Origin of the sequence: Mycobacterium aquaticum (assembly GCF_002086485.1) — a bacterium.
Classification (GTDB): Bacteria; Actinomycetota; Actinomycetes; order Mycobacteriales; family Mycobacteriaceae; genus Mycobacterium; species Mycobacterium aquaticum.
Map to the genome: position 1 here is coordinate 47,910 of NZ_MVHF01000023.1, position 22,839 is coordinate 70,748.

The 22,839-nt window shown below is 64.7% G+C and carries 26 protein-coding genes; 14 read left to right on the forward strand and 12 right to left on the reverse strand.

Annotation, left to right across the window (positions count from 1 at the left end; genetic code table 11):
• The first annotated feature begins 20 nt into the window (after positions 1–20).
• The 4 genes from BST13_RS40330 (at position 21) to BST13_RS21335 (ending at position 2,178) form a co-directional block, all read left to right on the forward strand.
• Positions 21–245 carry a phosphotransferase gene (locus BST13_RS40330; RefSeq protein ID WP_083166008.1) on the forward strand — a complete coding sequence of 75 codons (225 nt, stop codon included), beginning with the start codon at positions 21–23 and terminating at the stop codon, positions 243–245.
• A complete protein-coding gene (locus tag BST13_RS39485) occupies positions 242–871 on the forward strand; it encodes a hypothetical protein (RefSeq protein WP_083166009.1) in 630 nt (209 codons plus the stop codon). The genes BST13_RS40330 and BST13_RS39485 overlap by 4 nt, the downstream gene beginning before the upstream one ends.
• A gap of 275 nt (positions 872–1,146) precedes the next feature.
• Positions 1,147–1,338 carry a CsbD family protein gene (locus BST13_RS21330; RefSeq protein ID WP_083166010.1) on the forward strand — a complete coding sequence of 64 codons (192 nt, stop codon included), beginning with the start codon at positions 1,147–1,149 and terminating at the stop codon, positions 1,336–1,338.
• Between the two features lie 21 nt (positions 1,339–1,359).
• Entirely contained in the window at positions 1,360–2,178 is an 819-nt protein-coding gene (locus BST13_RS21335; RefSeq protein ID WP_083166011.1) for a DUF1206 domain-containing protein, read from the forward strand.
• 12 nt (positions 2,179–2,190) lie between these two features.
• Here the strand turns inward: BST13_RS21335 and BST13_RS21340 are convergent, their stop codons facing one another.
• Both BST13_RS21340 and BST13_RS21345 read right to left on the reverse strand, forming a co-directional pair.
• A complete protein-coding gene (locus BST13_RS21340) occupies positions 2,191–2,802 on the reverse strand; it encodes an LGFP repeat-containing protein (protein ID WP_083166012.1) in 612 nt (203 codons plus the stop codon).
• Positions 2,803–3,068: 266 nt separating this feature from the next.
• Entirely contained in the window at positions 3,069–3,866 is a 798-nt protein-coding gene (locus BST13_RS21345; RefSeq protein WP_083166071.1) for a transporter substrate-binding domain-containing protein, read from the reverse strand.
• 661 nt (positions 3,867–4,527) lie between these two features.
• Here BST13_RS21345 and BST13_RS21350 point away from each other — a divergent pair.
• Positions 4,528–5,856, forward strand: coding sequence for a phenylacetate--CoA ligase family protein (locus BST13_RS21350; RefSeq protein WP_211296146.1), 1,329 nt, complete (start codon positions 4,528–4,530; stop codon positions 5,854–5,856).
• Positions 5,857–5,882: 26 nt separating this feature from the next.
• Here BST13_RS21350 and BST13_RS21355 read toward each other — a convergent pair whose 3' ends face one another.
• Positions 5,883–6,539 (reverse strand): AmiS/UreI family transporter, encoded by a 657-nt coding sequence (locus BST13_RS21355; RefSeq protein ID WP_083166014.1) that lies wholly within the window; start codon positions 6,537–6,539, stop codon positions 5,883–5,885.
• Between the two features lie 253 nt (positions 6,540–6,792).
• Positions 6,793–7,788: a helix-turn-helix transcriptional regulator gene (locus BST13_RS21360; RefSeq protein WP_083166015.1), complete on the reverse strand. Its 996-nt coding sequence runs from the start codon at positions 7,786–7,788 to the stop codon at positions 6,793–6,795.
• Between the two features lie 444 nt (positions 7,789–8,232).
• Here BST13_RS21360 and BST13_RS21365 point away from each other — a divergent pair, with 444 nt between their 5' ends.
• From BST13_RS21365 to BST13_RS21390, 6 genes are read left to right on the forward strand one after another with little or no spacing between them, the layout of a single operon-like run.
• Positions 8,233–8,934 carry an urease subunit beta gene (locus tag BST13_RS21365; protein ID WP_083166016.1) on the forward strand — a complete coding sequence of 234 codons (702 nt, stop codon included), beginning with the start codon at positions 8,233–8,235 and terminating at the stop codon, positions 8,932–8,934.
• A 1-nt stretch (position 8,935) separates the two neighbouring features.
• Positions 8,936–10,657 (forward strand): urease subunit alpha, encoded by a 1,722-nt coding sequence (ureC, locus tag BST13_RS21370; RefSeq protein ID WP_083166017.1) that lies wholly within the window; start codon positions 8,936–8,938, stop codon positions 10,655–10,657.
• A gap of 13 nt (positions 10,658–10,670) precedes the next feature.
• Positions 10,671–11,291, forward strand: a complete 621-nt coding sequence (gene ureG / locus BST13_RS21375; RefSeq protein WP_083166018.1) for an urease accessory protein UreG — start codon at positions 10,671–10,673, stop codon at positions 11,289–11,291.
• Positions 11,288–12,073 (forward strand): urease accessory protein UreD, encoded by a 786-nt coding sequence (locus BST13_RS21380; RefSeq protein ID WP_083166019.1) that lies wholly within the window; start codon positions 11,288–11,290, stop codon positions 12,071–12,073. The genes ureG and BST13_RS21380 overlap by 4 nt, the downstream gene beginning before the upstream one ends.
• 12 nt (positions 12,074–12,085) lie before the next feature.
• On the forward strand, positions 12,086–12,571 hold the full coding sequence (locus BST13_RS21385) for an urease accessory protein UreE (RefSeq protein WP_083166020.1): 486 nt from the start codon (positions 12,086–12,088) through the stop codon (positions 12,569–12,571).
• Positions 12,552–13,250, forward strand: a complete 699-nt coding sequence (locus tag BST13_RS21390; RefSeq protein ID WP_083166021.1) for an urease accessory protein UreF — start codon at positions 12,552–12,554, stop codon at positions 13,248–13,250. The genes BST13_RS21385 and BST13_RS21390 overlap by 20 nt, the downstream gene beginning before the upstream one ends.
• Before the next feature lie 20 nt (positions 13,251–13,270).
• Here the strand turns inward: BST13_RS21390 and BST13_RS21395 are convergent, their stop codons facing one another.
• The 3 genes from BST13_RS21395 to BST13_RS21405 form a co-directional block, all read right to left on the reverse strand.
• On the reverse strand, positions 13,271–13,645 hold the full coding sequence (locus BST13_RS21395) for a cellulose-binding domain-containing protein (RefSeq protein ID WP_083166072.1): 375 nt from the start codon (positions 13,643–13,645) through the stop codon (positions 13,271–13,273).
• A gap of 186 nt (positions 13,646–13,831) precedes the next feature.
• Positions 13,832–14,704, reverse strand: coding sequence for a GNAT family N-acetyltransferase (locus BST13_RS21400; RefSeq protein WP_211296147.1), 873 nt, complete (start codon positions 14,702–14,704; stop codon positions 13,832–13,834).
• Between the two features lie 121 nt (positions 14,705–14,825).
• On the reverse strand, positions 14,826–15,800 hold the full coding sequence (locus BST13_RS21405; protein ID WP_083166022.1) for a squalene cyclase: 975 nt from the start codon (positions 15,798–15,800) through the stop codon (positions 14,826–14,828).
• 48 nt (positions 15,801–15,848) lie between these two features.
• Between BST13_RS21405 and BST13_RS21410 the strand changes: the two genes are divergently transcribed.
• Entirely contained in the window at positions 15,849–16,250 is a 402-nt protein-coding gene (locus BST13_RS21410; RefSeq protein ID WP_083166023.1) for a type II toxin-antitoxin system VapC family toxin, read from the forward strand.
• Between the two features lie 71 nt (positions 16,251–16,321).
• Here BST13_RS21410 and BST13_RS21415 read toward each other — a convergent pair whose 3' ends face one another.
• The gene (locus BST13_RS21415; protein ID WP_083166024.1) at positions 16,322–17,518 is read right to left on the reverse strand and encodes a DUF480 domain-containing protein; all 1,197 of its coding nucleotides are present in this window, start codon (positions 17,516–17,518) and stop codon (positions 16,322–16,324) included.
• A gap of 213 nt (positions 17,519–17,731) precedes the next feature.
• On the opposite strand from BST13_RS21415, the gene BST13_RS21420 reads away from it, so the two are divergent.
• On the forward strand, positions 17,732–18,187 hold the full coding sequence (locus tag BST13_RS21420) for a DUF1942 domain-containing protein (RefSeq protein WP_083166025.1): 456 nt from the start codon (positions 17,732–17,734) through the stop codon (positions 18,185–18,187).
• A 20-nt stretch (positions 18,188–18,207) separates the two neighbouring features.
• Here the strand turns inward: BST13_RS21420 and BST13_RS21425 are convergent, their stop codons facing one another.
• The 4 genes from BST13_RS21425 to BST13_RS21440 all read right to left on the reverse strand — a co-directional run bounded on the left by BST13_RS21425 (position 18,208) and on the right by BST13_RS21440 (position 21,533).
• The gene (locus BST13_RS21425) at positions 18,208–19,101 is read right to left on the reverse strand and encodes a phenylalanine 4-monooxygenase (protein WP_083166026.1); all 894 of its coding nucleotides are present in this window, start codon (positions 19,099–19,101) and stop codon (positions 18,208–18,210) included.
• 194 nt (positions 19,102–19,295) lie between these two features.
• Entirely contained in the window at positions 19,296–20,639 is a 1,344-nt protein-coding gene (locus tag BST13_RS21430; protein ID WP_342744310.1) for a hypothetical protein, read from the reverse strand.
• Positions 20,640–20,766: 127 nt separating this feature from the next.
• Positions 20,767–21,036 (reverse strand): hypothetical protein, encoded by a 270-nt coding sequence (locus BST13_RS21435; protein ID WP_083166028.1) that lies wholly within the window; start codon positions 21,034–21,036, stop codon positions 20,767–20,769.
• A 26-nt stretch (positions 21,037–21,062) separates the two neighbouring features.
• Positions 21,063–21,533 (reverse strand): Rieske (2Fe-2S) protein, encoded by a 471-nt coding sequence (locus tag BST13_RS21440; protein WP_083166029.1) that lies wholly within the window; start codon positions 21,531–21,533, stop codon positions 21,063–21,065.
• 221 nt (positions 21,534–21,754) lie between these two features.
• Between BST13_RS21440 and BST13_RS21445 the strand changes: the two genes are divergently transcribed.
• Complete coding sequence (locus BST13_RS21445) at positions 21,755–22,822, forward strand: MFS transporter (protein ID WP_211296148.1); 1,068 nt, start codon at positions 21,755–21,757, stop codon at positions 22,820–22,822.
• Positions 22,823–22,839: the final 17 nt, after the last annotated feature.

Here is a 22,839-nt window from a genome sequence, read left to right on the forward strand (position 1 = left end):
CGCTTCCTCGGGCACCGTCAATGCGTTGTTCCGAATCGGTGAGCGGCTCTCTGCTCGATTTCCGCTGGAATCAGAAGACGCCAAACGTTGTGGTCGACCACAGGCGACGGCTCGTCGGGATCATCGACGTCGGCGGACTGGGGCCGGCCGACCCCGCTCTCGACCTGGTGTGTGCCTGGCACTTGTTCAACGAGCCGGCACGACGCGACACTAGGCGTGAGTGGGCGGGAGGTCGATCGGCATGAGCGGGTGGTCGAGGCGCCTGTACGACCAATATCAACGCACCAGCGAGTTTCGGCTGCCCCCGAGCGGACGGGACAACGGCGTCCCAGCCGACACGTGGGTGGTGCTGACCGATCTGGCATCCACCGACGTCACTGAAGTTCTCGCCTTGTTGGCCCATTCCGGGGTGGGTGGCTACGCCGCACGGCAGGGGCAGTCGGGCAACGGTGACGCAGCGGTCACCCATCGCCTGTGGGTCGATGTCGCGCAGCGCCTGCGTGCGGAAGAAGTCCTGATGGGCTTCATGCGCAATCATCGCAGCGCCGAGCAAATGCCGCTTCCAAAGCCAAAGCCTAGAGAACGGAGGCCCCGAGGTCGGAGGCCCGAAAGCAGATCCGGCGCCACGGCGCCAAAGATCACTCGACACAGCGCGGCGGGCTGGATCGGGCGTTACTCCCTGGCTGGGTTGCTCGCGATCGCATTGCTCCTAAGCGTCGATCGCGGCACCACCACACCACTGAATTGCCTGCTCGCTTTCACAACCGGTGCGGCGCTGATGGCTATGGGCCACATCGGAACTAGTGTGCGCACCAGGTTGACCAATCGGGCTGTGGCCAGGCGCGCAGAAGCCCACCGACGCCGCAGATGACGCCCAGCAACCCCAAGACGCTCGTCGAATCATCGTGTGGCTCCCACAGCGCCGCGCCGTCTTCATAGTGCCCAGTCCATCCGTCCCCAGCGAACAGCGCCTCGCTGTCCCACCGAGGGCGCGGATCCAACTGACCTCGCCAAGTGGGCCGATCGGCGCGCCCCATGGCCGTAACCCGCCGCTGACGACACGCTGCTTCAACTGCGACAGGTTGACGACGAAAACGGGTACTCGCGTCTGAGGTTCATGAAAGCAGAGTTGGCAGGAGTGGTCCGATGAGCGGCACCGATAAAGCCAGGAACAAGATCGATCGGGTCAGGGGCAAGCTGAAGGAGACGATCGGGCGCGCAACCAGCGATCCCGATTTGGAAGCCCAGGGCAGGGCCGATCAGCGGGCGTCTCATTTGAAAGACGCAGGCGAAAAAGTCAAAGACGCGTTCCGTCCGCGGCGCCGCAGACAGCCATAGCCCCCACCACCGCTCCCCCAATTGGCCAATGAGAACAGTCCGAAGCGGGCCATCCGCTCGGCCACCACTCACCCCGTTGCCCGTGTCGCGGCTCGCGCCGGCTACGTCATCAGCGGCATCCTGCATCTGCTGATCGGGGACATCACCTTCCGGATCGCGACCGGGTCGGGAGGCGAAGCAGATCAGAACGGCGCCCTGAAAACCATCGCAGACACTACCTGGGGAAGTGTCGCCCTGTGGGTGACCGCCGCCGCGTTGGCACCCTTGATACTGTGGCGCCTCGCCGAAACGATCCTGGGGCTGCATCCCAGTGAGCGCCGCGACAACCCTGAAGATCGCGAAATCGGCAACCGGCTGAAGGCACTTGGTCTCGCGGTGGTTTACACCGCGGTCGCCGCCACCGCAGTGCAGTACGCGGTGGGAAGCGGCAAGTCCGGCGCCGTGCAGAACGCCGGACTCAGCGCCCGCCTCATGCACTCGCCGCAAGGCAAGGCAGTTCTCGTCGTATCGGGTGTCGTGATCGTTGTCATCGGCAGCTACTACGCCTTCAAGGGAGCGTCACGCCGATTCTGCAGAGACCTCACGGTTTCACCAGGACGTGTGGTGACCGTGATGGGCCTGTCCGGGTACGTGGCCGAAGGCCTGACATTGGCCGGCGCAGGTGCGTTGGTGATTGTCGCGGCGGTGCGTGCAGACCCGTCAAAAGCGACGGGGCTGGACGGCGCGGTGAAGACCCTCGCCCAGCTGCCTTACGGCACAGTTCTGATCTTGTGCGCAGCGTTGGGTTTTGTCGCGTACGGCTGTTACAGCCTGGTGCTGAGCCGCTACGCACGGATGTGACGGTAGCCGCCGCTACAGACCGGACGGTACGACCTTGTCGTTTACTGTCACCGTGACCTGACGGGTCTTCGGGTCGTACGCGATCTTGCCGTGCTCGAACGTCTCCACCAGCAAGTCGTCGACTGCGTTCTCGTCACTGGTGGGTGCGCCCAAAGGACCCACCGAGCCGTTCTCACCGGTGACCGCGGGTACGCCATCCGGGTTTCGTGGGACATTCCACGCCTCCCGGATCTTGCCCCAGGTGATGTACGCGGGCGTGTCCGCGTCGGCGTTCTTGGCGGTGATCACGCCACCCTGGAACTGCTGGAACAACACGCCGCTCTCACGTGCTCCTGCATTACGGTCACCCGTCAGTGGCTTACCTAGAGCATCCTTCTGATGCTGGGTTGCCGACTGGTACTTGGCAGCGATCGGGCCGGTCAGCGTCACCTCGACGTCTCGTTCCCCGATGAGCTTCACTTCCGCGGCAGGCGCCGGGGAGGCAGCCGTGGTGGTGGCAATCAACCCGACCTGCGGTGACGCCGGCTCCTCGGCGCTCTTTCCGGTGCTGCAGCCGACAATGACCAGCGCGGCGGCTGCGGCCAGGCCGAGGATTGCCGTATTGCGCGGTGCGATCGTCCTCATGTGTTCCTCTCGCGTCTTCCTGCGGTGTGGGCCCAAGTTGCTGAACCGCTCGCCCGGCAAGCACCGCAACCGAACCACGTGGGTGGCGCACCTGAGTAGAAGATCACGAATGCTCGATGAAATCCACCACCAATCGAACCGCCTGCCCTTCGAACCGTGGCATGCGGTGGCACGGGCTGGGAGAAAACAGCGAAAAGCCCTTGGTCGGGTCGGTCTTTGGCCCCAGTACAGAATGTGGGCTCGACGCCGCGCGAACTACCTTGATCTCACGGTCCGGTTACCGCGCCAAAGTACTTCTGGCTCAGCGCTGCATACGTTCCGTCGTTCAGAGTGATGTTCAGCCACTGGTTGATCCACTGCTGCAGGTCGGTCGCGGGTTGAGTGATGAGATAGGCCTTTTGCGAGAAGGTGAACGGGTGATCCAGGCTCTCGCCGCAGAGCTGAGGGTTCTGGCTTACGTGCCAACGGATCTCACTGGTGTCTGTGATCATCACGTCGGCAGCACCGCTCGTGATTTGCGAGAGAATCGTGTTGTTGTCGGGATAGTTCACCACTTGAGCGTTGTGCAGATGGTCTTTGTCGAATTCGGCATTGGTACCACCGGGGTTGACGACGACGCGGACACCGGGCCGGTCGATCGCGCTCAGCGTCTGGAACTTCGAACTGTCGGCACAACGAACGATTGCCGCCTTCCCATCACGTAGATAGGGAGAGCTGTAGAGGGCATGCTCGGCGCGCTTCAGCGTAATGCTGATGCCGCCCATGGCCACATCACACTTGTTGTTCAGATCGTCGACCAAGCTTGCCCACGTGGTGGGGACCACGTCTACCCGGACGCCCAGCCGACCAGCCATATCGCTGGCCATATCGATGTCGAGGCCGCTCCAGGCACCCGCGGGATCACGGTACGTGAACGGGCGGTAGTCACCGGTACTGCACACTCGAACCGTCCCGCGCTGCAGCACTTGTGACAATCCACCGGTGGCCGGCGTGGCTGGGGGTGACGTCGTCGTCCTCGATGTGCACGCCCCCGTCAGCACCAGTATGGCGACCACTGCGACCATGTTGACCACCCGTATCACGGTGACCGGCCCTCCCACTCGCGACACGACAGCGCCTCCGCTCGTTCGCTCACGGGCAAACAAACTCTTGCATCGAGCTGAGCTGCAGTGCATTTGAGCATCTTGGCCCAAAGTGGGCGGGGTCGCCACCGTCAGCTCAACCGACGCACGCTCGGCGCCATCTCGGCCACACTCAACGCACGACTCGACGAGCTCGCTACCGGTCGCACCACATGACTGGCAACCATCGACGGTGAGCACAATGCGCACAAGCAGAAGATCGCGCATTGCGCGGCTTGCGCGCACAAACGAGCCGTGACCGGCACGCCCGGGTGATAGTTGCTGCGCGCCCGAAAATCGGTGCGCGACCGGACGCACCACCTGTCGAAGGAGCATAGACATGAACGGACACACGCTCTTCTCACGGATAGTCGGATTCTTCCGTGCCGGCTACCCGACGGACGCACCCCGACTGGGTCATGTGGCATTGATCGCAATGTGCCCCGCAGCCGTCAGCGTAGTGCGACCGTCTGCGATGAACCCAAACACGTTTGGGTAACGGGTTTCTCGCGATGCCCACGGCGACAGTGGCAGACAGCGCATGCAGCGCCCGCGCCGCATGCGCTGTCCTCGTGACACACTCGGTTCAGAGATAGGAGCCGCCATGGAACGGGCCGCGTACGAACGCCTTCGCGCAGCACATCTCAGCGCCGTTCAAGGAGCACTCGACGATCACGTGGGCCGCCTCGACTGGTCGGCTGATCAGCTCCACCGCCACCGCGATCAGGCGTTGCGATCGCTTCTCGGCTACGCGCGCGAACGTTCGCCGTTCTACGCCGACCGACTGCGGGGTCTCGACCTCGATGCGCTCACCGCCACCGACCTGGCTTCGGTCCCCATCCTGACGAAGGCCGAGGCACAAGCCGACTGGGATGCGATCGTGACCGTACCCGATCTCAATCGCGTTACGGCAGAACGTGTTCTGAATGAACAGACCTGGTTCTCCTACACCTCTGGTGACCGGCAGGTGTTCAGCTCCGGCGGCTCAAGCGGAGTGCGCGGCGTGTACGTCTGGGACTGGCAGTTCTTCGTGACCACCGCATGCCTTGCCTGGCGTATCCAAGCCCGCGACGAGCGTAGACAAGGACCGGTGCCGAACGCGCGACTGGCGGTGCTCAGCGCAGGGCTGCCACCTCATGCCAGCACCCCGCTGTTCAACGTACCCACCGCCGTGGGCATGCAGACCGTCGTCATCGAAGCCGGCGCACCTTTCGACGAGGTACTCGCTACCGTCGAACGGCACGCACCGACCCACCTGGTGGGGTACGCCAGCGTAATCGGCCGCCTGGCGCGCGCAGCGCTGGCGGGTGACCTGCACATCCGCCCTGTGCGAGTGAGCACAAATTCCGAACCGTTGCTGCCCGCGGACCGCGAGGCGATCGTCAATGCCTGGCACGCTCCCCTGTACAACCTCTGGGGCTCAACGGAAATCGGGGTTCAGGCCGTCGGCTGCGCCCAGGGTTCCGGCCTACACGTGTGCGAGGACGAGGTCATCCTCGAATCGGTGGATGGACGCACGCTCGCGACCTGCTTGTCCAACCGGACGTTCCCCTTCATCCGCTACGACCTCGGCGACGAGATCACCATGACGTCCGAGCCATGTGCATGTGGCTTGGCGTACACGCGGGTCGCCGACATCAGCGGCCGGCGCGACGACGACTTCATGTACGGCCCACACATGGTGCCGGCCAGCGCCTTTCGGCACGTCCTCGGAACCGATCCCCGCATCGTCGAATACCAGGTGGTGCAGACCGAGAACGGCGCCGACATCCTCGTGGTGGCGCAGGCCGGGGTGGACGACCTGTCCCCCGCGCTCGCCAAGGCGATGCAGCGCTTTGGCGTCGCTTCACCGATCGTCCGGATACGTGCGGTCGAGAAGCTCGTGCGCAACGAAGGCAGCGGCAAGCTCAGGCGCTTCGTGCCCATGGCGTAGGCCGCAACCTGACGCGCGAGGGCAGATCAGACGCGTAGATCTGCCGCTGATTCATGGGCACGCAGGTCAGCCGGCACGTTGCGGCGGGCACTGCGCTGAGCCAGCGCCACCGAAAGCGCCGTCGCAATCACCAATACCACGAGCGCACCGAAGCCCACTGCCGCGGACGTCGTCCACACTCCGTTGAGCAGTAGCAGCGCCGGCACGGTGCACGTCGGAATACCCAGCAAAATCACGAACCATCCGGTGAAATGCCCCAGGTCGACGCGCCCGGCCCTGGTCACACCGAGTCCCAGCATCACGAAGAACAGCGACCATATGATCGCCCAGGTCGCCCAGATGACGGCGAACACCGGGTCGGTACCGACGCTCTTGATCGCAAGAAAAGTCACCACCACCGCAACGAATGAGCAGTACCAACCGAACCCCCGCGCATCGATGCCGAAGATCTGGATGAACCCGAACCACAGGTAGGTGAACCCGAACAGATAGCTCGGCCAGGCCGCATTGACGACGGCAAGGTCGCCTCCCGACTGCGCCAGTACCAGCGTCGGCACGACAATCTGAGCGGACCCGACGAACAAATTCAGCGGCGCAGCTCCGCGTCCATCGACCACTCCGATGGCCACCAGCCCATTGACGAGCAGCACTACTCCGACGAAAAGAAGTCCGACATTACCCATCAGCGGGCGATCCCTTCTGCGGACGGACCGGTCTGGCTGGTCGTTACGAAAATGGTTGGCCGCGGGTCGGTTTCGTGCGCTGCGCAGGGTGCGCCCTGCACATTGGTGATCGCGGTCCGGCGGGTGAGTCTCAGCATGTCGTGGGCCCCTGTCGTGTGACGGTGAGTTCTCGACAGCGTAGGAACGCTCGCGTCGGCGGAGCTATGGGAGGAATCTCCCATTTGGGGCGATCAGCGGGAGGCCGCAGCCGAATTCAGTCGGCTGCAACTCCCCCAGTGTTGAGGTCACGCAGCATTTTGCCGGACAGCAGCCCCCAGGACATGGCCTGGGACACGCACGACGCACGGTTGCTGGCGCCGAGTTTGGCTGTCGCACTCTCCAGATGGTGTCCCGCAGTGCGGACGCTGATGAACAGCCGGGCCGCAATCTGGTTGTTGGTCAGGCCCTGCGCGGCAAGGGTGAGCGCATCGAGTTCGCGAGGCGTGATCCCGAACGGCAGCGCGGCGCGCGTGATCAACATGACCGCCTGCAGGCTGTCCTGCTGGAAACGTGGCGCCGTCCCGATGCGCCGGACGTGCAGCCAGCCTGTGCCGTCGTGCCAACGTGAGGTGGTGCCGCCCACCGTGGCCAACGCCATCTCACCGACAAGCTTCTCATCCAGCGCCGAATCCCACTGGCCCCCCAACCGCAACAGATGCGCGCGGCCGGTCCGGTCGACCGCCCAGGCCTGAGCTTCCGGCCCCATCAGTTCGGCCACCATCCGCGGCCTCACCGAAAGATCCAGGTGTTCGGCCATCTGCAAACGCAGCGCGTCGATCTCGTCGACATCGTTGTCGCTGGGATAGCGCGGATCGTCGCAGTTGACGTGGAGGGTGCCGGCATAGGCGCCATCAGCGGTGACCAGCCGGGCCGACAGCCCCTCGTCGAATCCGGCCGGAGCGAAAACCCCGGTCACGGAGTACGTAGTGCGGTAAGCCGGAAAATCACGCCACCGCAGTGGCCCCAAGCTACGCCTGCGCATGGCATCGAACAACGGGTCGTGCTCGACAAACCACGTATTGAAGTGATCCATCACCCGATCGGGATAGCCATGGTTGGCCAGCGAGAGGTGCCGACGCTGAATCGGGTCCCAGAGGCAGATCGCCGAGGCCGACGATGCCACCCGCTTACCAAGGGCATCGAGTACCTCGCTAGCCAGGCATTCGATGCTGGTGTCACTGTCGAGCATCGCGGCGTAGGTGCCCGCCATCGCCAGAAGTCCCTTCCTGCCGTTGCCCCGAACTGATTGTGCCCTGCCTGCGTCGGGCCGCGGTTTCGGCAGATTGTATGCGGCGGTCCGCGAATTCACGCCGCTTTCGCGGACTTCTTACGACGTTCGGTAAGGCTCCTCTCCGGCACCGGCCGGGAAACTCGAAACCATCATCTGCAAGGCATGTTTGGTGAGAGTGCCACCTGCGAGACCGCGGCGAGCCCGCGCGTCAAATGGGAGATTCCTCCCATAGCCCCGCCGATGCGCCCGTTCCTACGCTGTCGAGAACTCACCGTCACACGACAGGGGCCCACGACACATGGCGAAACTCACCCGACACCTCACCGCCACCATGACCGCGGCTGATCCACCAGGTGTGCGCATCCCAGCAACCGGCTCAACCCCGCCCGTACCTGCAGGACTGTCCGTCGGCAAGGAAATCACGTGCATCTGACACCGAAAGATGAAGACCGGCTGCTGCTGTTTCTCGCCGCCGAACTGGCTCGCAAGCGGCGGGGCGCCGGACTGGCCCTGACCTACGCGGAGGCACGCGCCCTGATTGCCGACGAGGTCGCCGAGGCGGCACGCGCGGGCGCCACCGTTGCCGAGGCCGCGGCGCACGGTGCCGCCCTGTTGACCGACGACGATGTGCTGCCCGGCGTGCGCACGCTGCTGGGCTCGGTGCAGGTGGAGGCCTTCTTCGAAGACGGACAAAAGCTGGTCACCGTGCACGATGCGATCACGCCGGGTAACAGGACGGCCTCTGAACTCGCCGTCAACCCCGGCGAGATCCTCACCGCTGAAGGCGATCTGGAGCTCAACGCGGGCAGAGAGACCGCGTCGGTCACCGTCGAGAACACCGGTGACCGGCCGATCCAGGTGGGTTCGCACTTCCATTTCTTCGAAGCCAACCGGGCGCTGCGCTTCGACCGGAGCGCCGCCTTCGGGAAGCGTCTGGACATCCCCTCCGGAACCGCAGTGCGGTTCGAACCCGGTGAAGCACAAGATGTTTCGTTGACACAGTACGCGGGCGAGCAGATTGTCATCGGACAGAACGACGTAACGAACGGCCCGACCAGCACCGAACCAAGCGGAGAGCTCATGACCAGCATGCACAACCACGGCTTCCTCGATACGGAGGCATGAGATGACCTACCGGATCAGCCGCCAGCGCTACGCCGAGCTGTATGGCCCCACCGTCGGTGATCGAGTCCGACTGGCCGACACCGAGTTGCTGGCCAAGGTCGAGGCCGACGCCACGGTATACGGCGACGAAGCCGTCTTCGGTGGCGGTAAGACAATGCGCGAAGGCATGGCCGTGCACGGCGACGTGACCAACGGCGATGGCGCGTTGGATTTCGTCATCACCAACGTCCTGATCATCGACGCCGTCTTGGGTATCCGCAAGGCCGACATAGGGATTCGCAACGGTCGTATCGCCGGAATCGGCAAGTCCGGCAACCCGCGCACCATGGCCGGAGTCGACCCCGATCTTGTCATCGGCGCGGGCACCGATATTCGCTCCGGTGAGGGCATGATCGCCACCGCAGGCGCGATCGACGTACACGTGCACTTCGACAGCGCCGGACTGGTCGAGGAAGCCATCTCCAGCGGCATCACGACGATGATCGGCGGCGGCCTGGGGCCGGTCACGGTGGGTATCACCTCGTCGGGACCCACCAACCTGGCCCGGATGCTGCGAGCAGCCGAAGCCTTCCCGATGAACTTCGGTTTCATCGGAAATGGCAGCGCGTCGAGCGTCGCACCGCTGATCGAGCAGGGGCTTGCCGGCGCCATCGGTTACAAGATCCACGAGGATTGGGGCGCAACCCCCGCCGCCATCCGGGCATCCCTGGATGCCGGTGACGAATTGGACCTGCAGGTGCAGATCCACACCGACACCCTCAACGAGGCAGGGTTCTTCGAGGACACCATGGCCGCCATCGGCGGCCGGCCGATCCACACCTACCACGCCGAAGGCGCCGGCGGCGGGCACGCGCCTGACATCATGCGCGTGGTCGGTGAGCCGTACTGCCTACCGTCCTCGACCAATCCGACGAACCCATACACGCTCAACACCTTCGACGAGCATCTGGACATGGTGATGGTGTGTCACCATCTCAACCCACGTATCCGGGAAGACGTGGCCTTCGCGGAGTCCCGTATCCGACGCGAGACGATCGCGGCCGAGGACGTCCTGCACGACCTCGGTGCCATTTCGGCGATGGGTTCGGACTCCCAAGGCATGGGCCGGATCGGTGAGAGCATCGCGCGCACTTGGCAACTGGCATCCCACATGCGCGCCACCCGGGGACCGCTACCCGAGGACGTGACCAGCGGACCGCCTGCCGACAACGCCAGGATCCTGCGCTATATCGCCAAGCTGACCATCAATCCGGCCAAGCTGTTCGGCATCGACCACGAGGTCGGCTCATTGGAACCGGGCAAACTGGCCGACATCGTCCTGTGGGAGCCGAAGTTCTTCGGTATCCGTCCCGAAGTGGTGTTCAAGGGTGGATTCCCCGCCTGGTCTGTGATGGGTGAATCGAACGCCTCACTGATGACCTGCGAACCACTGAAATATCGACCGCAGTGGGCCGCCTACGGTCGCACACCCGCCGACGTCTCCGTGAACTTCGTCGCCGAGGCAGCCATCGAGGGCGGACTGGCCGAGCAGCTGGGCCTGCAAAGCCGGCTGGTGCCCTGTCGCGGTGCTCGGTCGCTGACAAAAGCCGATCTACTGCACAACAACTACCTGCCAGATATCTCGATCGAACCCGATACCTACCGGGTGATCGTGGATGGTGAGCTGTGCAGCAGTACCCCGATGGCAGCCGTGCCACTGGGCCGGCGTTACACCCTGAAATAGGGAGGCAGACAACGTGAATGAAGTGATCCGCATCGGCATCGGTGGTCCCGTCGGATCCGGCAAGACCCGGCTGGTCGAGACGTTGATCCCCGAACTCGTCCGAAGAGGGCTCAGTGTCGCGGTGATCACCAACGACCTGGTGACCGACGAGGACGCGCAACGGGTCCGGCGCAGCGGTGTCATCGACCCGGCCCGGGTGCGTGCAGTAGAGACCGGCGCGTGCCCGCACACGGCGATTCGGGAAGACCCGTCGGCCAATCTCGCTGCGGCACGGGCCCTGGCCACGGAGTTCGACGATCTCGACCTGATCCTCATCGAGTCGGGCGGCGACAATCTCGCCGCCACCTTCACTTCGGACCTGGTCGACTACTGGATATTCGTGATCGACACGGCGGGCGGTGACGACATTCCGCGTAAGAAGGGCATCGGCCTTCTACAAGCAGACCTGCTGGTGGTCAACAAGATCGACCTCGCCGAACTGGTGGGCTCCGACCTCGACGGGATGCGGCGTGACTGCGACATCGCGCGACCGACCAAGCCCACGGTGTTCACCGACCTGCGCTCCGGACATGGACTGATCGAACTGACCGATGTCCTGTTGGACGGTGCCATGCTCGTCCCGGGCCGCGCGTGATCGCACCCGGTGAGCTGACCGTTCACGTCGGCACCGACGACACGGGACGTACCCGCATCAGCAAGCTGCGGCAGCGTTATCCGCAGCGGGTCACCACCGTCCTGCATTCCGACGAGAGGTTCCCGCTCGCTGCAGTGCTCTGCGTGCAGAGCCCCAGCGGCGGGACCTTCTCCGACGACGACCTGTGCACCACCGCGGTGTGTCCGTCGGGATCACATCTTCTGCTCACCACCCAGGCGGCGACCCAGGTGTACGCAGGAGCCGGTCCAGGAGCCAGGCATCGGCTGCAGTTCACGGTATCCGCCGACGCCATCCTGGAGTACTTCCCCAAAACGGTTATACCGCAGTCTGATTCGGTATTCGAACAGACGCTGGACATCGATATTTCACCGACCGGGACTTACCTCGGGTGGGAAGCCGTGGCCGCCGGCCGCATCGCCCACGGTGAGCGGTTCCGGTACGCCTCCAGCGACTTCGCCGTCACGGTGCGCAGTGAAGGACAAGTGATAGCACGTGACCGACAACGGTTCACCCCGGCGGTCGCGCCGTTTCTCGGCGGCGACTACGTCGCGACCATGATGGTGCTCACCCCGGGGCGCCCGGCTGTGACCAACGTGGTCCGTGAGGCGCTCGCCGGCCTCCCGTATGTGCGGGGCGGTGTCGGCGAATTGCCCCGTGGTGCGGGGACTTTTGCCCGTATCACCACCGACCGTGCGCCGACGTTACGAAATGCCCAAGAGACCATCCACGCCGCCGTGCGCGACGCGGTCCTGCCGCACTGAAAGGTGCCCACGATGATGATGAATGCCGACACCATTCTCGGCACCGCGACCGACCCACAGTTCACCGGACGCACGGTGCAGCACGCCGATATCGGCTGGGGAGACGCGAGTAAGCACCGCCAACGTGTCACGACCGATGCCGGGTCCGAGGTGCTGATCCAGCTGCCTCGCGGCAGCTTCCTGTACGACGGCGCAGTGCTCAGCGACGACGGGGTCAACGTCGTTGTGGTGCGCCGTCCTGCCGAACCGGCCGTCCGAGTCCGTTTCGCCGACAACAGCGGTCGGGCTCTGCTGCTACTGGGTCACCTGCTCGGTAACCAGCACGCTCCGATAGACGTCGACGAAGAGGGGCTCACCGCTCCCCTGTTCACCAGCGCCGAGGCGGCGAAGCAACTGCTCGCAGACCTGGGCCTGGTGGGAGAAGTAGGCGACGTCGTGATGGCCCGCCAGGGATGGTCCCGAACCTCGGCGGATAACCATGCCGGCCATCACCACTGACCCGGATGTCGGGGCGGCGTTGTGGATGCAGTTACATGACAGCGCGTTTCCCGCAGGACGGCTGGTGCACAGTCACGGATTGGAGGAATGGCTGGCCGGCCATCCCGAGGCCGATGCCGACGCCATCGAGGCCACCGTGCTCGGCTACCTCATCCACGGCCACGCCCCTTTGGATGCCACGATAACCGCGCACGCCTGGGCGATGTCTGAACACCCGCACCGGCTGGCCGAACTCGACGAGCTGACCGCGTCGTACAAGCTTTTCGGCAACACCAGGACCGCGTCGACATCGATCGGCCGCCAACTGGCCGCGACCGCAACCGATATCGGCATGGTCGACGGCGATCCGTACATCGCCGGGGTGATCGACGGGACCTTTCCCGGGCACGCGGCGGTTGTCGAGGGTGCGGTCCAGTGTCGGCTGGGTATCCCCCGGCACGTCGCCGTGCTGGGGTCGATGCAATCGATGATGGCGTCACTGCTCAGTGCCGCGGTGCGACTGGGCCGACTGGGTCCGCTGCAGAGCCAACGCATCCAACTCCGCGCCGCCGAACTGGCGGTTCAGCTGTCAAAGGAGGCGTGCGAACGCCCGTTGCACGACCTGTCCAGCACAACACCCGCTTTGGAGATCAGCGGCATGCGTCATGAAGAACGGACGGCGAGACTGTTTGCCACTTGAAGGCGCGAACTGGCAGCGATCTAGCTGCACCGATATTGGCCGTTGAGAACACAATTCGACGGTGGTGTGTAGAAGCCGCTCAGCACGCCCCTGATCCCACCGGTTGCGGTGCCGCCGGGTGGGATGATGCGATTCCAATTCGCCGGGCCGACAACATAGTGCGTGCCGTATTGCGTGAAAGTACTGCTCCACGTATGCGAGATGGATTCGCCTGGTGGCAAGTCGAACTCCAGCTTCCAATCGCTGAGCGGCACTGTGCTCGCGTTGGTGATGACAAAGCGGGCGATGAAACCGGTCTGCCACGTCGACGTCACCGAAAGGGTCGCCGCAGCCGCAGCCGCATGAGCTACTGGCGGGATGGCAAGTCCGACGGCGGCAGCCACCATTGCCGACATGATCAGATGAAGCGCTGTGCGACAGCGCTTCACATAGTTCCCCTCCTCGACCACAGCAGCCAACGATAGAGCCGTCGAGACGGTGTCGACCGTCGTATCGCGAGTAGGCTGCAGGACCTTTGCTCAACTGAAACCGACACGAGACTTTTGCCTCGCGGTTTGGCCGCCTTTCAGCCGTCCCAGCGCCTAATAGAGGATCGAAGGAATCCAGCCGCCCTCCGGCGCGCGGTATTCGCCCAGCGTCATGTAGGTGAGCGGCTTGATCGGCCGTAGACCCTGACTCAGGCACCACCGAAAGAGAACCCCCTGCCGCGTCGGCAGGATGAAAGACGCAGGCACTTCGCCTCCCACGACTGCCCCCGCGATCAAGGCGCACATGTCGTCCTCGGTCTCCGCCACGCCGTAGGCCGCGGGGAAGAAGGTGACCGTCGTGGCATAGGCAGTGATTCGACCGTCGCGGACCGCGACAACTGGGGAGAGCATCGGCGCGCCGAGGGCGTCGCGCAATTCGCCGGTGCGCTCAAATCCGTGGATGCGCAGGCAAAGTCGCTCACACTCCGCGATGTCGCCCTCCTCAAGCGGCCGGACCTCGATGCCGCTCGGCGGCCCGCCCTTGGGAGTTCCGGTCATGACGACAGCTGGTTCCCTGACTTCGAAGCCCAGCGAGGCGTACAACGCGAGGGACTGCATGTTGAAGGAGTCTTGAAAAAGCCGAATACCACGCGCTCCGGCACCCCGCCCGATCACTTCCTCCATCAGGCGCCGGCCGACACCACACCCCTGCACAGCGGGATCGATCGTGATCGGCCCGACGCCGAGCACCGGGCCCCGCTCATCGAGGAAGTTCGAGCCGACGATCCGGCCGTCGGCCTCCGCGACGACGCCCCAGAACCGGGGATGTGCGATCAAACTGCCGGTCAGTTGCGAAGCCGCTTCGACCGTCGGAAAGTCACGCGGGAATCGGTGATAGTCGTGCACGCCGGCGAAGGCCTCATAGACGATGCGGGCGCACTCGTCGCCGTCGGCGGGTTCAACCCCGCGCACCACGATGCCCTCCACCCCGAGCGCTTGTTTCACATCGGTCCCACCGGCCATGGCGCGCCCCTTCGATAGGTGTAGAGCGATGTTCTTCCTAACCCTCCGCAAAGTCAATCGCGCCGGCGTTACAACTTCTGACCAGCTATCTCGCAGAATCCCACCAGGTGAGCAACCGTGTCCCGTACAACGTGAGCCACTTCGAGGGCTGGCCGGCTGGAACATCGACTTCGAACCACACACGACCGGGCTGGCGACCGGTCTGCAACCACCTGCCATCAGGCCTCCTGGCCGCACGAACGATGCCGATCGCCTCGCTGATCCGAGGATCCGGGAGGGTGCCGTCGTGCAACGCGGCCAGGCGGAAGTACTCACAAGCGTTGAGGGCGCTGTAAGACCAACGCATGGGGTAGATGAAGTCGTTGATCCATCGCCCCACCGGCTGATTCGTCGTCAGCCGGTGCAGCAGGTGGCGTTCGAGCAGGTACTCCTCGCCGCTACGGCGAGCGGCGCGGGTATCGGATGTGCCGCCGGTGGCCGCATCGAAGGCGAGCAGCCCTTTCAGTGAATTCAGCGTCGAATGAAACGACGACCGGCGCGACCCGTCAACCCATTCGCAGTTCCACCCGCCGTCGGTCAGTTGATGCTCGAGAAACCAGTCGGCAATGCCATTGACGTCGGCACCCAGCCACACTCCGTTGGCCAGAGTCCAGGCGTTGATGCAACAGTCCACCTCACCCGACCAGTAGGGCGAGCCGTCGTAGTCCCAGCGGCTGTGCTCCTCGAGCAACTCGGCGGTCCAGCGCTCCCGTAACACGGACACGTCAAGACCCCACTCTCGCAACGTGTTCAACGTCCAAGTGGTCGCTGTCCACGGTTGACCCGCCTCCGACGGCTCGGCGTCGGCGTAGTCGTAATCCTTCGGAAAGAAGGAACCACCCGCCCACTGGCCGTCAGCATCTTGCACAGCGAGCAAACGCGCGCCGAAGCCATCGGTTGCGATTCGTGTCCGCGTCGCTTCCCATACCTCCGGTGCGGCGTCGAGCAGATCGCGCTCGACTTGCCACCGCAAGGCCGGATCGGAGTCCAACAGCCAGTCCGTCACGGGGCCGCTTGTCATGAGACCAAGCTAGCCAACAACGGCACCGACCTGTGCCATGGTGCTGGGATGACAACGTTCGTCATCGATGCACAGGTGGCCATCGACCTCGTCACCGACACAGTGGACATTCCACCGCAGCACAGCCTCGCTGCCCCGACGTTGCTGCGCTCGCAGGCGCTGGCTCTCGTGTATGAATCGGTGCATCGCGGCCAGATCGACGAACCGACCGGCCGCAGGATTCTCGACGGTATCCGTGGGCTGCGGATCCGGCTCCTCGGCGACCGATCACTGCAAGACCACGCATGGCGAATAGCCGCGAAACTGAACTGGCCGGACACTTACCGGGCCGAATACATCGCACTGGCCCAGTTGCAGGCGGACGCGTTGGCCACCGCAGACAGCGAACTTGCCGCCGGGGCACGGGGATTCGTCGCAACCGTGACGCCCGACCACATCCTGCTGCCGTAGGACACGGTCTGCAGATCGGGATCCCTTGTCCCACATCAAGTATCGGACCGTCGGGGGTCGCATCTCGCGCATCAAGGCCGCCGGGCCACGACATAGAGGCGCTGCGTGGTCTCACCCCGCCACTCATGCGGTCCGCGCAGATACCACTCGACATCGGTGAGCCCCGCCGCTTGCAAAGCCGCAATGACGTCGGTCACGTCGTGCAACACGACGTCCAGTGCCGGAACCTCCGTCTCGAACCAGCTGGTCACCCGGCGCACGTCGGCACCCGCATGCAAACCGAGCACCAGAACGCCGCCAGGTGCCAGTGGCCGGGCCAAGGCGGCGACGGCGCCGGGCAGTTCGGACGCAGCGAGGTGGATCAGGGAGTACCACCCGAGGACGGCACCCCACCCGGCAGCCGCCGCCGGTCGCATCAACCGCCGCAGATCCCCCACTTCGTAGCTGATGTCGGGATGCCGCTGATGCGCCTCGGCGATCATCTCCGGGCTGAGGTCGAGGCCCTGTGCGTCGGCGCCGGCGGCAGCCAGATACGCCGTCACGTGGCCCGGACCGCAGCCGGCGTCCATGATCGGCAGGCCATGGGCCGCCACGGCCACGCGGTCGAGGAGCCAGCGCTCGAACGGCAGCCCGTCGAGCTCGTCGGACAGCTCACGCGCGTAGGTGGGAGCCACGGCAGCATAGGTTGCCCGCACCCGGTCGTCGCGGGCCTCGGCCGAGTCGGCGATGGGCGCCTCACGATCGACCGCCGGCCGCGCTGGTGGCTCTCCCGTCTCGACCCGGCCCAGCTCGTGTACCCAGCGGTAGTCCTGCTGACCTGGCCGCCGGTCGAGCCGCCGCACCAGAGGTTGGTCACGCTTGCCCATGCGTTCCAGACACGCCTCGACCGCGCCGCGGTCGGAGAACGGGAACAGCCGCTCGGTTCGGGTGCGCAACTCCCCAGGGGCCTGAGGTCCGCGCAGGAGCAGCACGGTGAGCACAGCGCGCTCGTCGTCGCCCAGGTCGAGGAGCTCCGACAGTGTCTGGTGATACTTCAGAGTGCGCCGGCCGGTGTCAGACCAGACGATGCGCAACAATCCACGGTCCTTGAGTGCCCTGGCAGTGAGCTCGACCGTTCGTTCGTCAAGGTCCATGACCGGCTCGCGGCTGCTGGTCTGGTTGCAGGCGGTGCGCAGGGCAGACAGCGTCAGAGGGTACGACGCGGGAACCGTGACCTGCTTCTCGAGAAGGCTGCCCAGGATACGCTGCTCGACCGGCTCGAGGTCCATGCGCAGACCCTACTTCGACGCCGTCGGCGCGGTGGTCCAACCGCCGTATCGTTGGTCACGTCAACGGTTTTCAGATGTGTGACGCCGACGGTCGTCGCCATCCAGGGCGCCCGGCGATGCCGAGCAGGTTTGAAATCCGCCAGTTTGGATAGACCGACCGAGGAACAAACGGCAATTACGCCTGGACAACGGCACTGGCGAAGGGAGCTTGACGTGGCGGTTTCACAGATCGCAGCGAAAACGACGGCAGTTGCTACGGGGATCGTGACGGCAGGAGTATTGGCAGCAGCGCCGGCGCTTGCCGACCCCGAAGCGCTCCAGTTCGGCCAATCGGCAGAGATACCCAGCCCCGGTGGCGCCATCGAGTACACCGTGAGCAACTTGCAGCCCAGTGGTCACAATGACGGCATCTGGTATTCGGACGTCACAGCCCAGGCTGTGAACGGCTTGCCCACTCCGAACATCTCCGATTTCAACGCGCGAGCCGTCAACAGCTCGACCTACGCGGACATGAAGGGTAACGAGATCGACGGTCTGCCCAACCAAGCGATCGCGCCGGGAAGTCAGACATCGGGCCGGATCTACTTCGACGTGCGCGGCGGTACAGCGCCCGACAGCGTTGTCTATCGCGACGCCGGCGGCACCGACAAGGTCGTCTGGAAGGGCTGACCGTCCCAGCCGATCCCTGCTCAGGTCGGCGCAGAAGCGTCGTGTAGCAGGCGTTCGACCATATCGTCATCAACGTCGGCGAAGAACGCACCCACCACATCTTCGATCTCATCGAATCCCTCGGCGCAAAAGAGCACCGGTTGGTAGTGCGTGATGTCGTACGTCTGAACACCCATCCGGCCGACGTCGAGCGCCCGGAGGTCGGCTTGTTCGATCTGCTGGATCTCGCCGTACGAGGACAGTAGCCCTGCACCGTAGGTGCGCACCTCCCCGTGCTCGCGCACCACACCGAATTCCAGGGAGAACCAGAAGACCTTTGAGATGAACTCCAGCGCCTCAGCGGTTTCCACTCGCCGAGCCGCCTGTCCGGCCAGCCGGTAGAGGCCTGCGAAACGATCGTGAGCCAGACAATTGCCGTGACCGACCACCTCGTGGATCAGATCGGGCTCTGGCGTGTACAGCGGCACGGAGTGATGCCGCAGGTACTGGGTGGAGTGGAAGATCCCATCAGCCAGGAACCCGTAGAACTCGCGCAGCGGTACCAAGCCGGCTGCGGGCACGTACTGAAAGCCGGTGAGTGGTCTGAGCATCGTGTTGACATCGACGAGTTGTGGAATGTGATCCTCGGGAAGTTGGAGCCGCTCGCGGCCCTCCAGGTAAGCCGCGCAGGCCAAGCGCCGGTGCAGCTTGTGCAGCTCAGCGCAGGCGATGCGCCAGACCTCCTGCTCCGCGTCGGTGTATGTCGCGGTCGGAGGCGGCGTACCCGGCTGCCAGTCCATGGCGAGCGCGGCTATCTCGTTGCGGCGGGCACGGTATTCGGGATCGACCGCACCTGGGTGGTCGGCAGCCAGGTGAACGGTGACGTCATCTCCTGACCGCGTCACCGGTGCGTACAGCTGAGCTTCCTCGAACATTGCTGCCTCCCGGAGATCCGGGCGTCGCATAGCGCGGCGTCGCTCGTGGCCGGCCGTCGCTACGGCGTGCCATCACGGCGGCCAGCCGGGTTTGTCGTCCTGCACTCCAGGATATGCGCGCGACGGGCAAGGCGGCGGATGCGCGCGGTGCGTCAAGCGATTTCGCTCGCGCATCCGTTGCAGTGGCGCCGGGACTACCGCACCGAATCCATCGGTATCGGCGGGCTGACGAGGCGGAAATGCGACTTGCTGCGCTCCATGAATCTCCGCTCGTATATGCCCTTGATCTGCTTGCCGTCCAACTCTCCCGTCAGCACCAGCCGGTCCTGGTCGGGCTGGGTCGCGCGGAGCACCACCTGAGTGATATCCGAGTCCGGCTTGCGCAACTCGAGGCGATCTCCGTCGATGGTGAGCAGCCACCTGGTGGTGTAACCCGCGGGCTCCTGGCTGACAAACCTCACCACGCCGAGTTTGGGCACTTTGTTGCGGTCGGTGATCGCCACGTTGACCCACGGCTGCGGATCCGCCTGGTTCAACGTCGCTTCGCGCCCGTCGATGGTGAATGACGTTGCGCGCCAGACGCCGTCGAGAGTTGAGCTGGGCGTGTGATAGCCGATGTATGCCATGACGCCCCCCACTCCGGTGATCACCAGCAGCAGCGCGGCGATGCCGAATTTGGCAACCACGCCGGCTCGCCGCAGCCAACGATTGTCTGCCCAGAGTGGCGACCAGAGCTCGACCGGCCGGGTCCCACCGCGATTGAACACCACACGCGCGAGATTCGGCCAATACGGGCACGTGATGGCGACGGCGACCAAGAACAGTTGGGCCGCAACCAGCTTGACCGGGACGTCGTAGGTCAGGTTCAGAAGGAACACCTGCGCTGTGGAGATCACCGCGCCGACCGCTCCGAGCACCCACGTACGGTTCCACAGCAGCAGAAGTCCCGACAGCAGTTCGATCAGCCCGATGGCGACCGAGTACGCCTCAGAGGCCCCGACGAAGCCCCACAGGGTGTTGAACAGGCTGGTATCGCCCGTCAGCTGCAGCTGATGCTCCGGCAGCGGCATGTACCCCATCTGGACGGGAATCACCTTGCCCCATCCGTAGAAGATCATCACCAGCGCCAGCCCGAACCGCGCGAACACCAGCAGCGATGCGGCCATGCTCCGATAGTTGGGACGCCGTCGATCCATGACTGTCCACAACGCGGTGATCGGCAGTGCCACCACAATCCACCCGAGCTGGAAACACCACATCCACAACATGTCTCCACCGGCAGACCTGGTGATCTCGACGCTGCGCCCTCGGGCCACGTAGCTGCCGATCTGTGCGAGCAGCCAGAGCAGTCGCTCGCATGGATAGTGCCCCTCGTCGAAGCCCACGACGCTGCCGAACACCGTGACGAGCAGAACCACACCGCCGGTGACGGCGAGCATTCCGCCACCAACGGTGAAAAGCAGTCGGAAACCCAGTTTCTGAAGCGATGTCCACTGCGGGACGCTTTCGGCGATATCGGGTGTTTCCGTTGTGGGAATCGGCGAGTACGCGGCTCTCGTCACGGTAGCTAGGGTAAGGCTCCTTGCCCTTTTACGCGCGTTAATTCGCGAGAAGCTACGCGTCGTATCGCGCCAAAACCGTTGGCATTACACCTATCTCGGTTGGCTATAACTGCCCACCGCTCGGACGGTGCTGCGCAAGAATGCGAAAAGAGCAAATAAGTTGGGTTGCCACCGGCATTTTCTCCAGAACCGTTTCACCTGCAATGTCTTCGGTTCCAAATGTCGACGCCGCGTTGTGCCAGTTCATCCAGGTGATCAGGCCGCGGACGACGTGCTCGGCGAGTGTGGCGTTGCCAGAATTGAGCTGTTCTGGAACATCCGCGATCAGCGCGACCACTGCCAGGCAGCGGATGCCGGCCCGCTGGTCGCTCATACCAATCGCGATCAGCCCGGATCGGGTCAGCTGATGGTGAGTGTGTCTCCGGTCGTGGTGACCGTCTTCGGTGCCAGCGGCTGCTCGGCCGGCCCCTTGACCACAGAGCCGTCGACGTCGCTGAATCGGCTGCCATGGCATGGGCAGTCGATGGTGCCATCGGCGACTTTCGACACCAGGCACTGCTTGTGTGTGCAGACCGCCGTGAAGGCCTTGAACTGGCCGGGCTGCGGTTGGGTGACGACGACTTTGGGATCTTTGAGCACGACACCCCCGCCCACGGGCACGTCGGCAGTCTTCACCGTCGCGGGAGCCGCGGCGGCCGTCGGGGTTGTCTCACTGCTCGCGGATTGGCCGCCCGACATCGACGGTTCTTTTCCGCCGCACGCGGTGACGACCATCCCGGCGGCGACTGCCCCGGCGCCGATGAGAACGCCGCGGCGGCTCGCCGCGCCCGGCCCTTCGTACGGTTCGGCTGTGTGCCCGGTCCCTGTCATGTGCCCAGCCCTTCGTTGCGCCTACGTCATGGTCGCAGACGAACGCTCCTCAGATGGGGAATCTCGGCATAGTCGTGGAACGCGCCGGACAATCTGACGGAAAGGTATCGAGAAGCACTGCAGCCCAAGGCAATCAGATGTCAGCGTCGGGGGGTTGCGCTTGTACCCCCTCTGGCTCGACCTGCCGCTCGCGGCTGAGGCAGGGTTCTCTGGTTCGGGTGATGACCCAGGTATCCACTGGCGGTATCGACGCCGTCGACCGGCCTCGGCATGCGCCTTCTACTTTGATCGCGGCGCTGCTGGGCTTCTTCACCATCACGCTCGACGCGGTCGTGGTGAACGTGGCCCTGCCGACCATCCGGGACGATCTCGGTGGTGGTGTGTCAGGGCTGCAGTGGGTGGTCGACGGGTACACCATGATGTTCGCGGCCCTGATGCTGACGGCCGGTTCGCTGTCGGACCGGCTCGGCGCCAAGCGAGCTTTCGGCGGCGGCATGGCGGTGTTCGTGCTTGCTTCGGTGGCGTGCGGTTTGGCGCCGACACTCGGCGTGCTGGTCGCGGCCCGGTTCCTGCAGGGAGCTGCGGCGGCCGCGATGATGCCTGCGTCGATGGCACTGATTCGGCAGACCTACCCCGAGCCGCTGCAGCGGGCGCGTGCCGTGGGCATCTGGGCGATGGGCGGTGCCGTCGCGTCGTCCTCCGGTCCCGTACTGGGCGGGGTCCTCAGCATGCTCGACTGGCGCCTGATCTTCTTCATCAACGTCCCGGTCGGCGTGATCGCCCTCCTGCTTCTGACCCGCACAGATGACTCAGCAACCCGGCGTGCCCCGTTCGATCCGGTCGGGCAGCTCACCGGCGTCTCGGCCATGGGCGGGTTGACCTACGGCGCCATCGAAGCCGGCTCCCGCGGGTTCACCGATCCGACGGTGGTCGTCGCGCTCGTCGTCGCGGCGGTGTCGCTGATCGCTTTCATCGGCTCTCAACACATGGCGGCGCATCCGATGCTGCCGCTGGACCTGTTCCGCTCCCGCACTGTCACCGTGGTCACCGCGACAGGTTTTGCGTTCATGGTGGGCTACTTCGGCCTGCCGTTCGTTGTCAGCCTGTTCCTGCAGCAGCACCGGGGTCTTGACGCAGTGCACACCGGCGTCGTCTTCCTACCGATGATGCTCGTCGGTCTGGTGCTCACACCGTTCTCCGCCCGAATCGCAGAGCACTTCGGCCGCCGCACAGTGATCGCGACCGGTTTGGCCCTGATGGCCGCCGGCCTCACCGCGGTGGGCCTGTAACCCGCGGGCGCACCGCT

What these genes read in the sequence shown, in the direction of transcription:
- BST13_RS40330 (WP_083166008.1), top strand. Translation starts at nt 21, where the DNA reads ATGCGTTGTTCCGAATCGGTGAGCGGCTCTCTGCTCGATTTCCGCTGG.
- BST13_RS39485 (WP_083166009.1), top strand. Translation starts at nt 242, where the DNA reads ATGAGCGGGTGGTCGAGGCGCCTGTACGACCAATATCAACGCACCAGC.
- BST13_RS21330 (WP_083166010.1), top strand. Translation starts at nt 1,147, where the DNA reads ATGAGCGGCACCGATAAAGCCAGGAACAAGATCGATCGGGTCAGGGGC.
- BST13_RS21340 (WP_083166012.1), bottom strand. Translation starts at nt 2,802, where the DNA reads ATGAGGACGATCGCACCGCGCAATACGGCAATCCTCGGCCTGGCCGCA.
- BST13_RS21345 (WP_083166071.1), bottom strand. Translation starts at nt 3,866, where the DNA reads ATGGTCGCAGTGGTCGCCATACTGGTGCTGACGGGGGCGTGCACATCG.
- BST13_RS21350 (WP_211296146.1), top strand. Translation starts at nt 4,528, where the DNA reads ATGGAACGGGCCGCGTACGAACGCCTTCGCGCAGCACATCTCAGCGCC.
- BST13_RS21355 (WP_083166014.1), bottom strand. Translation starts at nt 6,539, where the DNA reads ATGGGTAATGTCGGACTTCTTTTCGTCGGAGTAGTGCTGCTCGTCAAT.
- BST13_RS21360 (WP_083166015.1), bottom strand. Translation starts at nt 7,788, where the DNA reads ATGGCGGGCACCTACGCCGCGATGCTCGACAGTGACACCAGCATCGAA.
- ureC (WP_083166017.1), top strand. Translation starts at nt 8,936, where the DNA reads ATGACCTACCGGATCAGCCGCCAGCGCTACGCCGAGCTGTATGGCCCC.
- BST13_RS21385 (WP_083166020.1), top strand. Translation starts at nt 12,086, where the DNA reads ATGATGATGAATGCCGACACCATTCTCGGCACCGCGACCGACCCACAG.
- BST13_RS21390 (WP_083166021.1), top strand. Translation starts at nt 12,552, where the DNA reads ATGCCGGCCATCACCACTGACCCGGATGTCGGGGCGGCGTTGTGGATG.
- BST13_RS21395 (WP_083166072.1), bottom strand. Translation starts at nt 13,645, where the DNA reads ATGTCGGCAATGGTGGCTGCCGCCGTCGGACTTGCCATCCCGCCAGTA.
- BST13_RS21405 (WP_083166022.1), bottom strand. Translation starts at nt 15,800, where the DNA reads ATGACAAGCGGCCCCGTGACGGACTGGCTGTTGGACTCCGATCCGGCC.
- BST13_RS21410 (WP_083166023.1), top strand. Translation starts at nt 15,849, where the DNA reads ATGACAACGTTCGTCATCGATGCACAGGTGGCCATCGACCTCGTCACC.
- BST13_RS21415 (WP_083166024.1), bottom strand. Translation starts at nt 17,518, where the DNA reads ATGGACCTCGAGCCGGTCGAGCAGCGTATCCTGGGCAGCCTTCTCGAG.
- BST13_RS21425 (WP_083166026.1), bottom strand. Translation starts at nt 19,101, where the DNA reads ATGTTCGAGGAAGCTCAGCTGTACGCACCGGTGACGCGGTCAGGAGAT.
- BST13_RS21435 (WP_083166028.1), bottom strand. Translation starts at nt 21,036, where the DNA reads ATGAGCGACCAGCGGGCCGGCATCCGCTGCCTGGCAGTGGTCGCGCTG.
- BST13_RS21440 (WP_083166029.1), bottom strand. Translation starts at nt 21,533, where the DNA reads ATGACAGGGACCGGGCACACAGCCGAACCGTACGAAGGGCCGGGCGCG.
- BST13_RS21445 (WP_211296148.1), top strand. Translation starts at nt 21,755, where the DNA reads ATGACCCAGGTATCCACTGGCGGTATCGACGCCGTCGACCGGCCTCGG.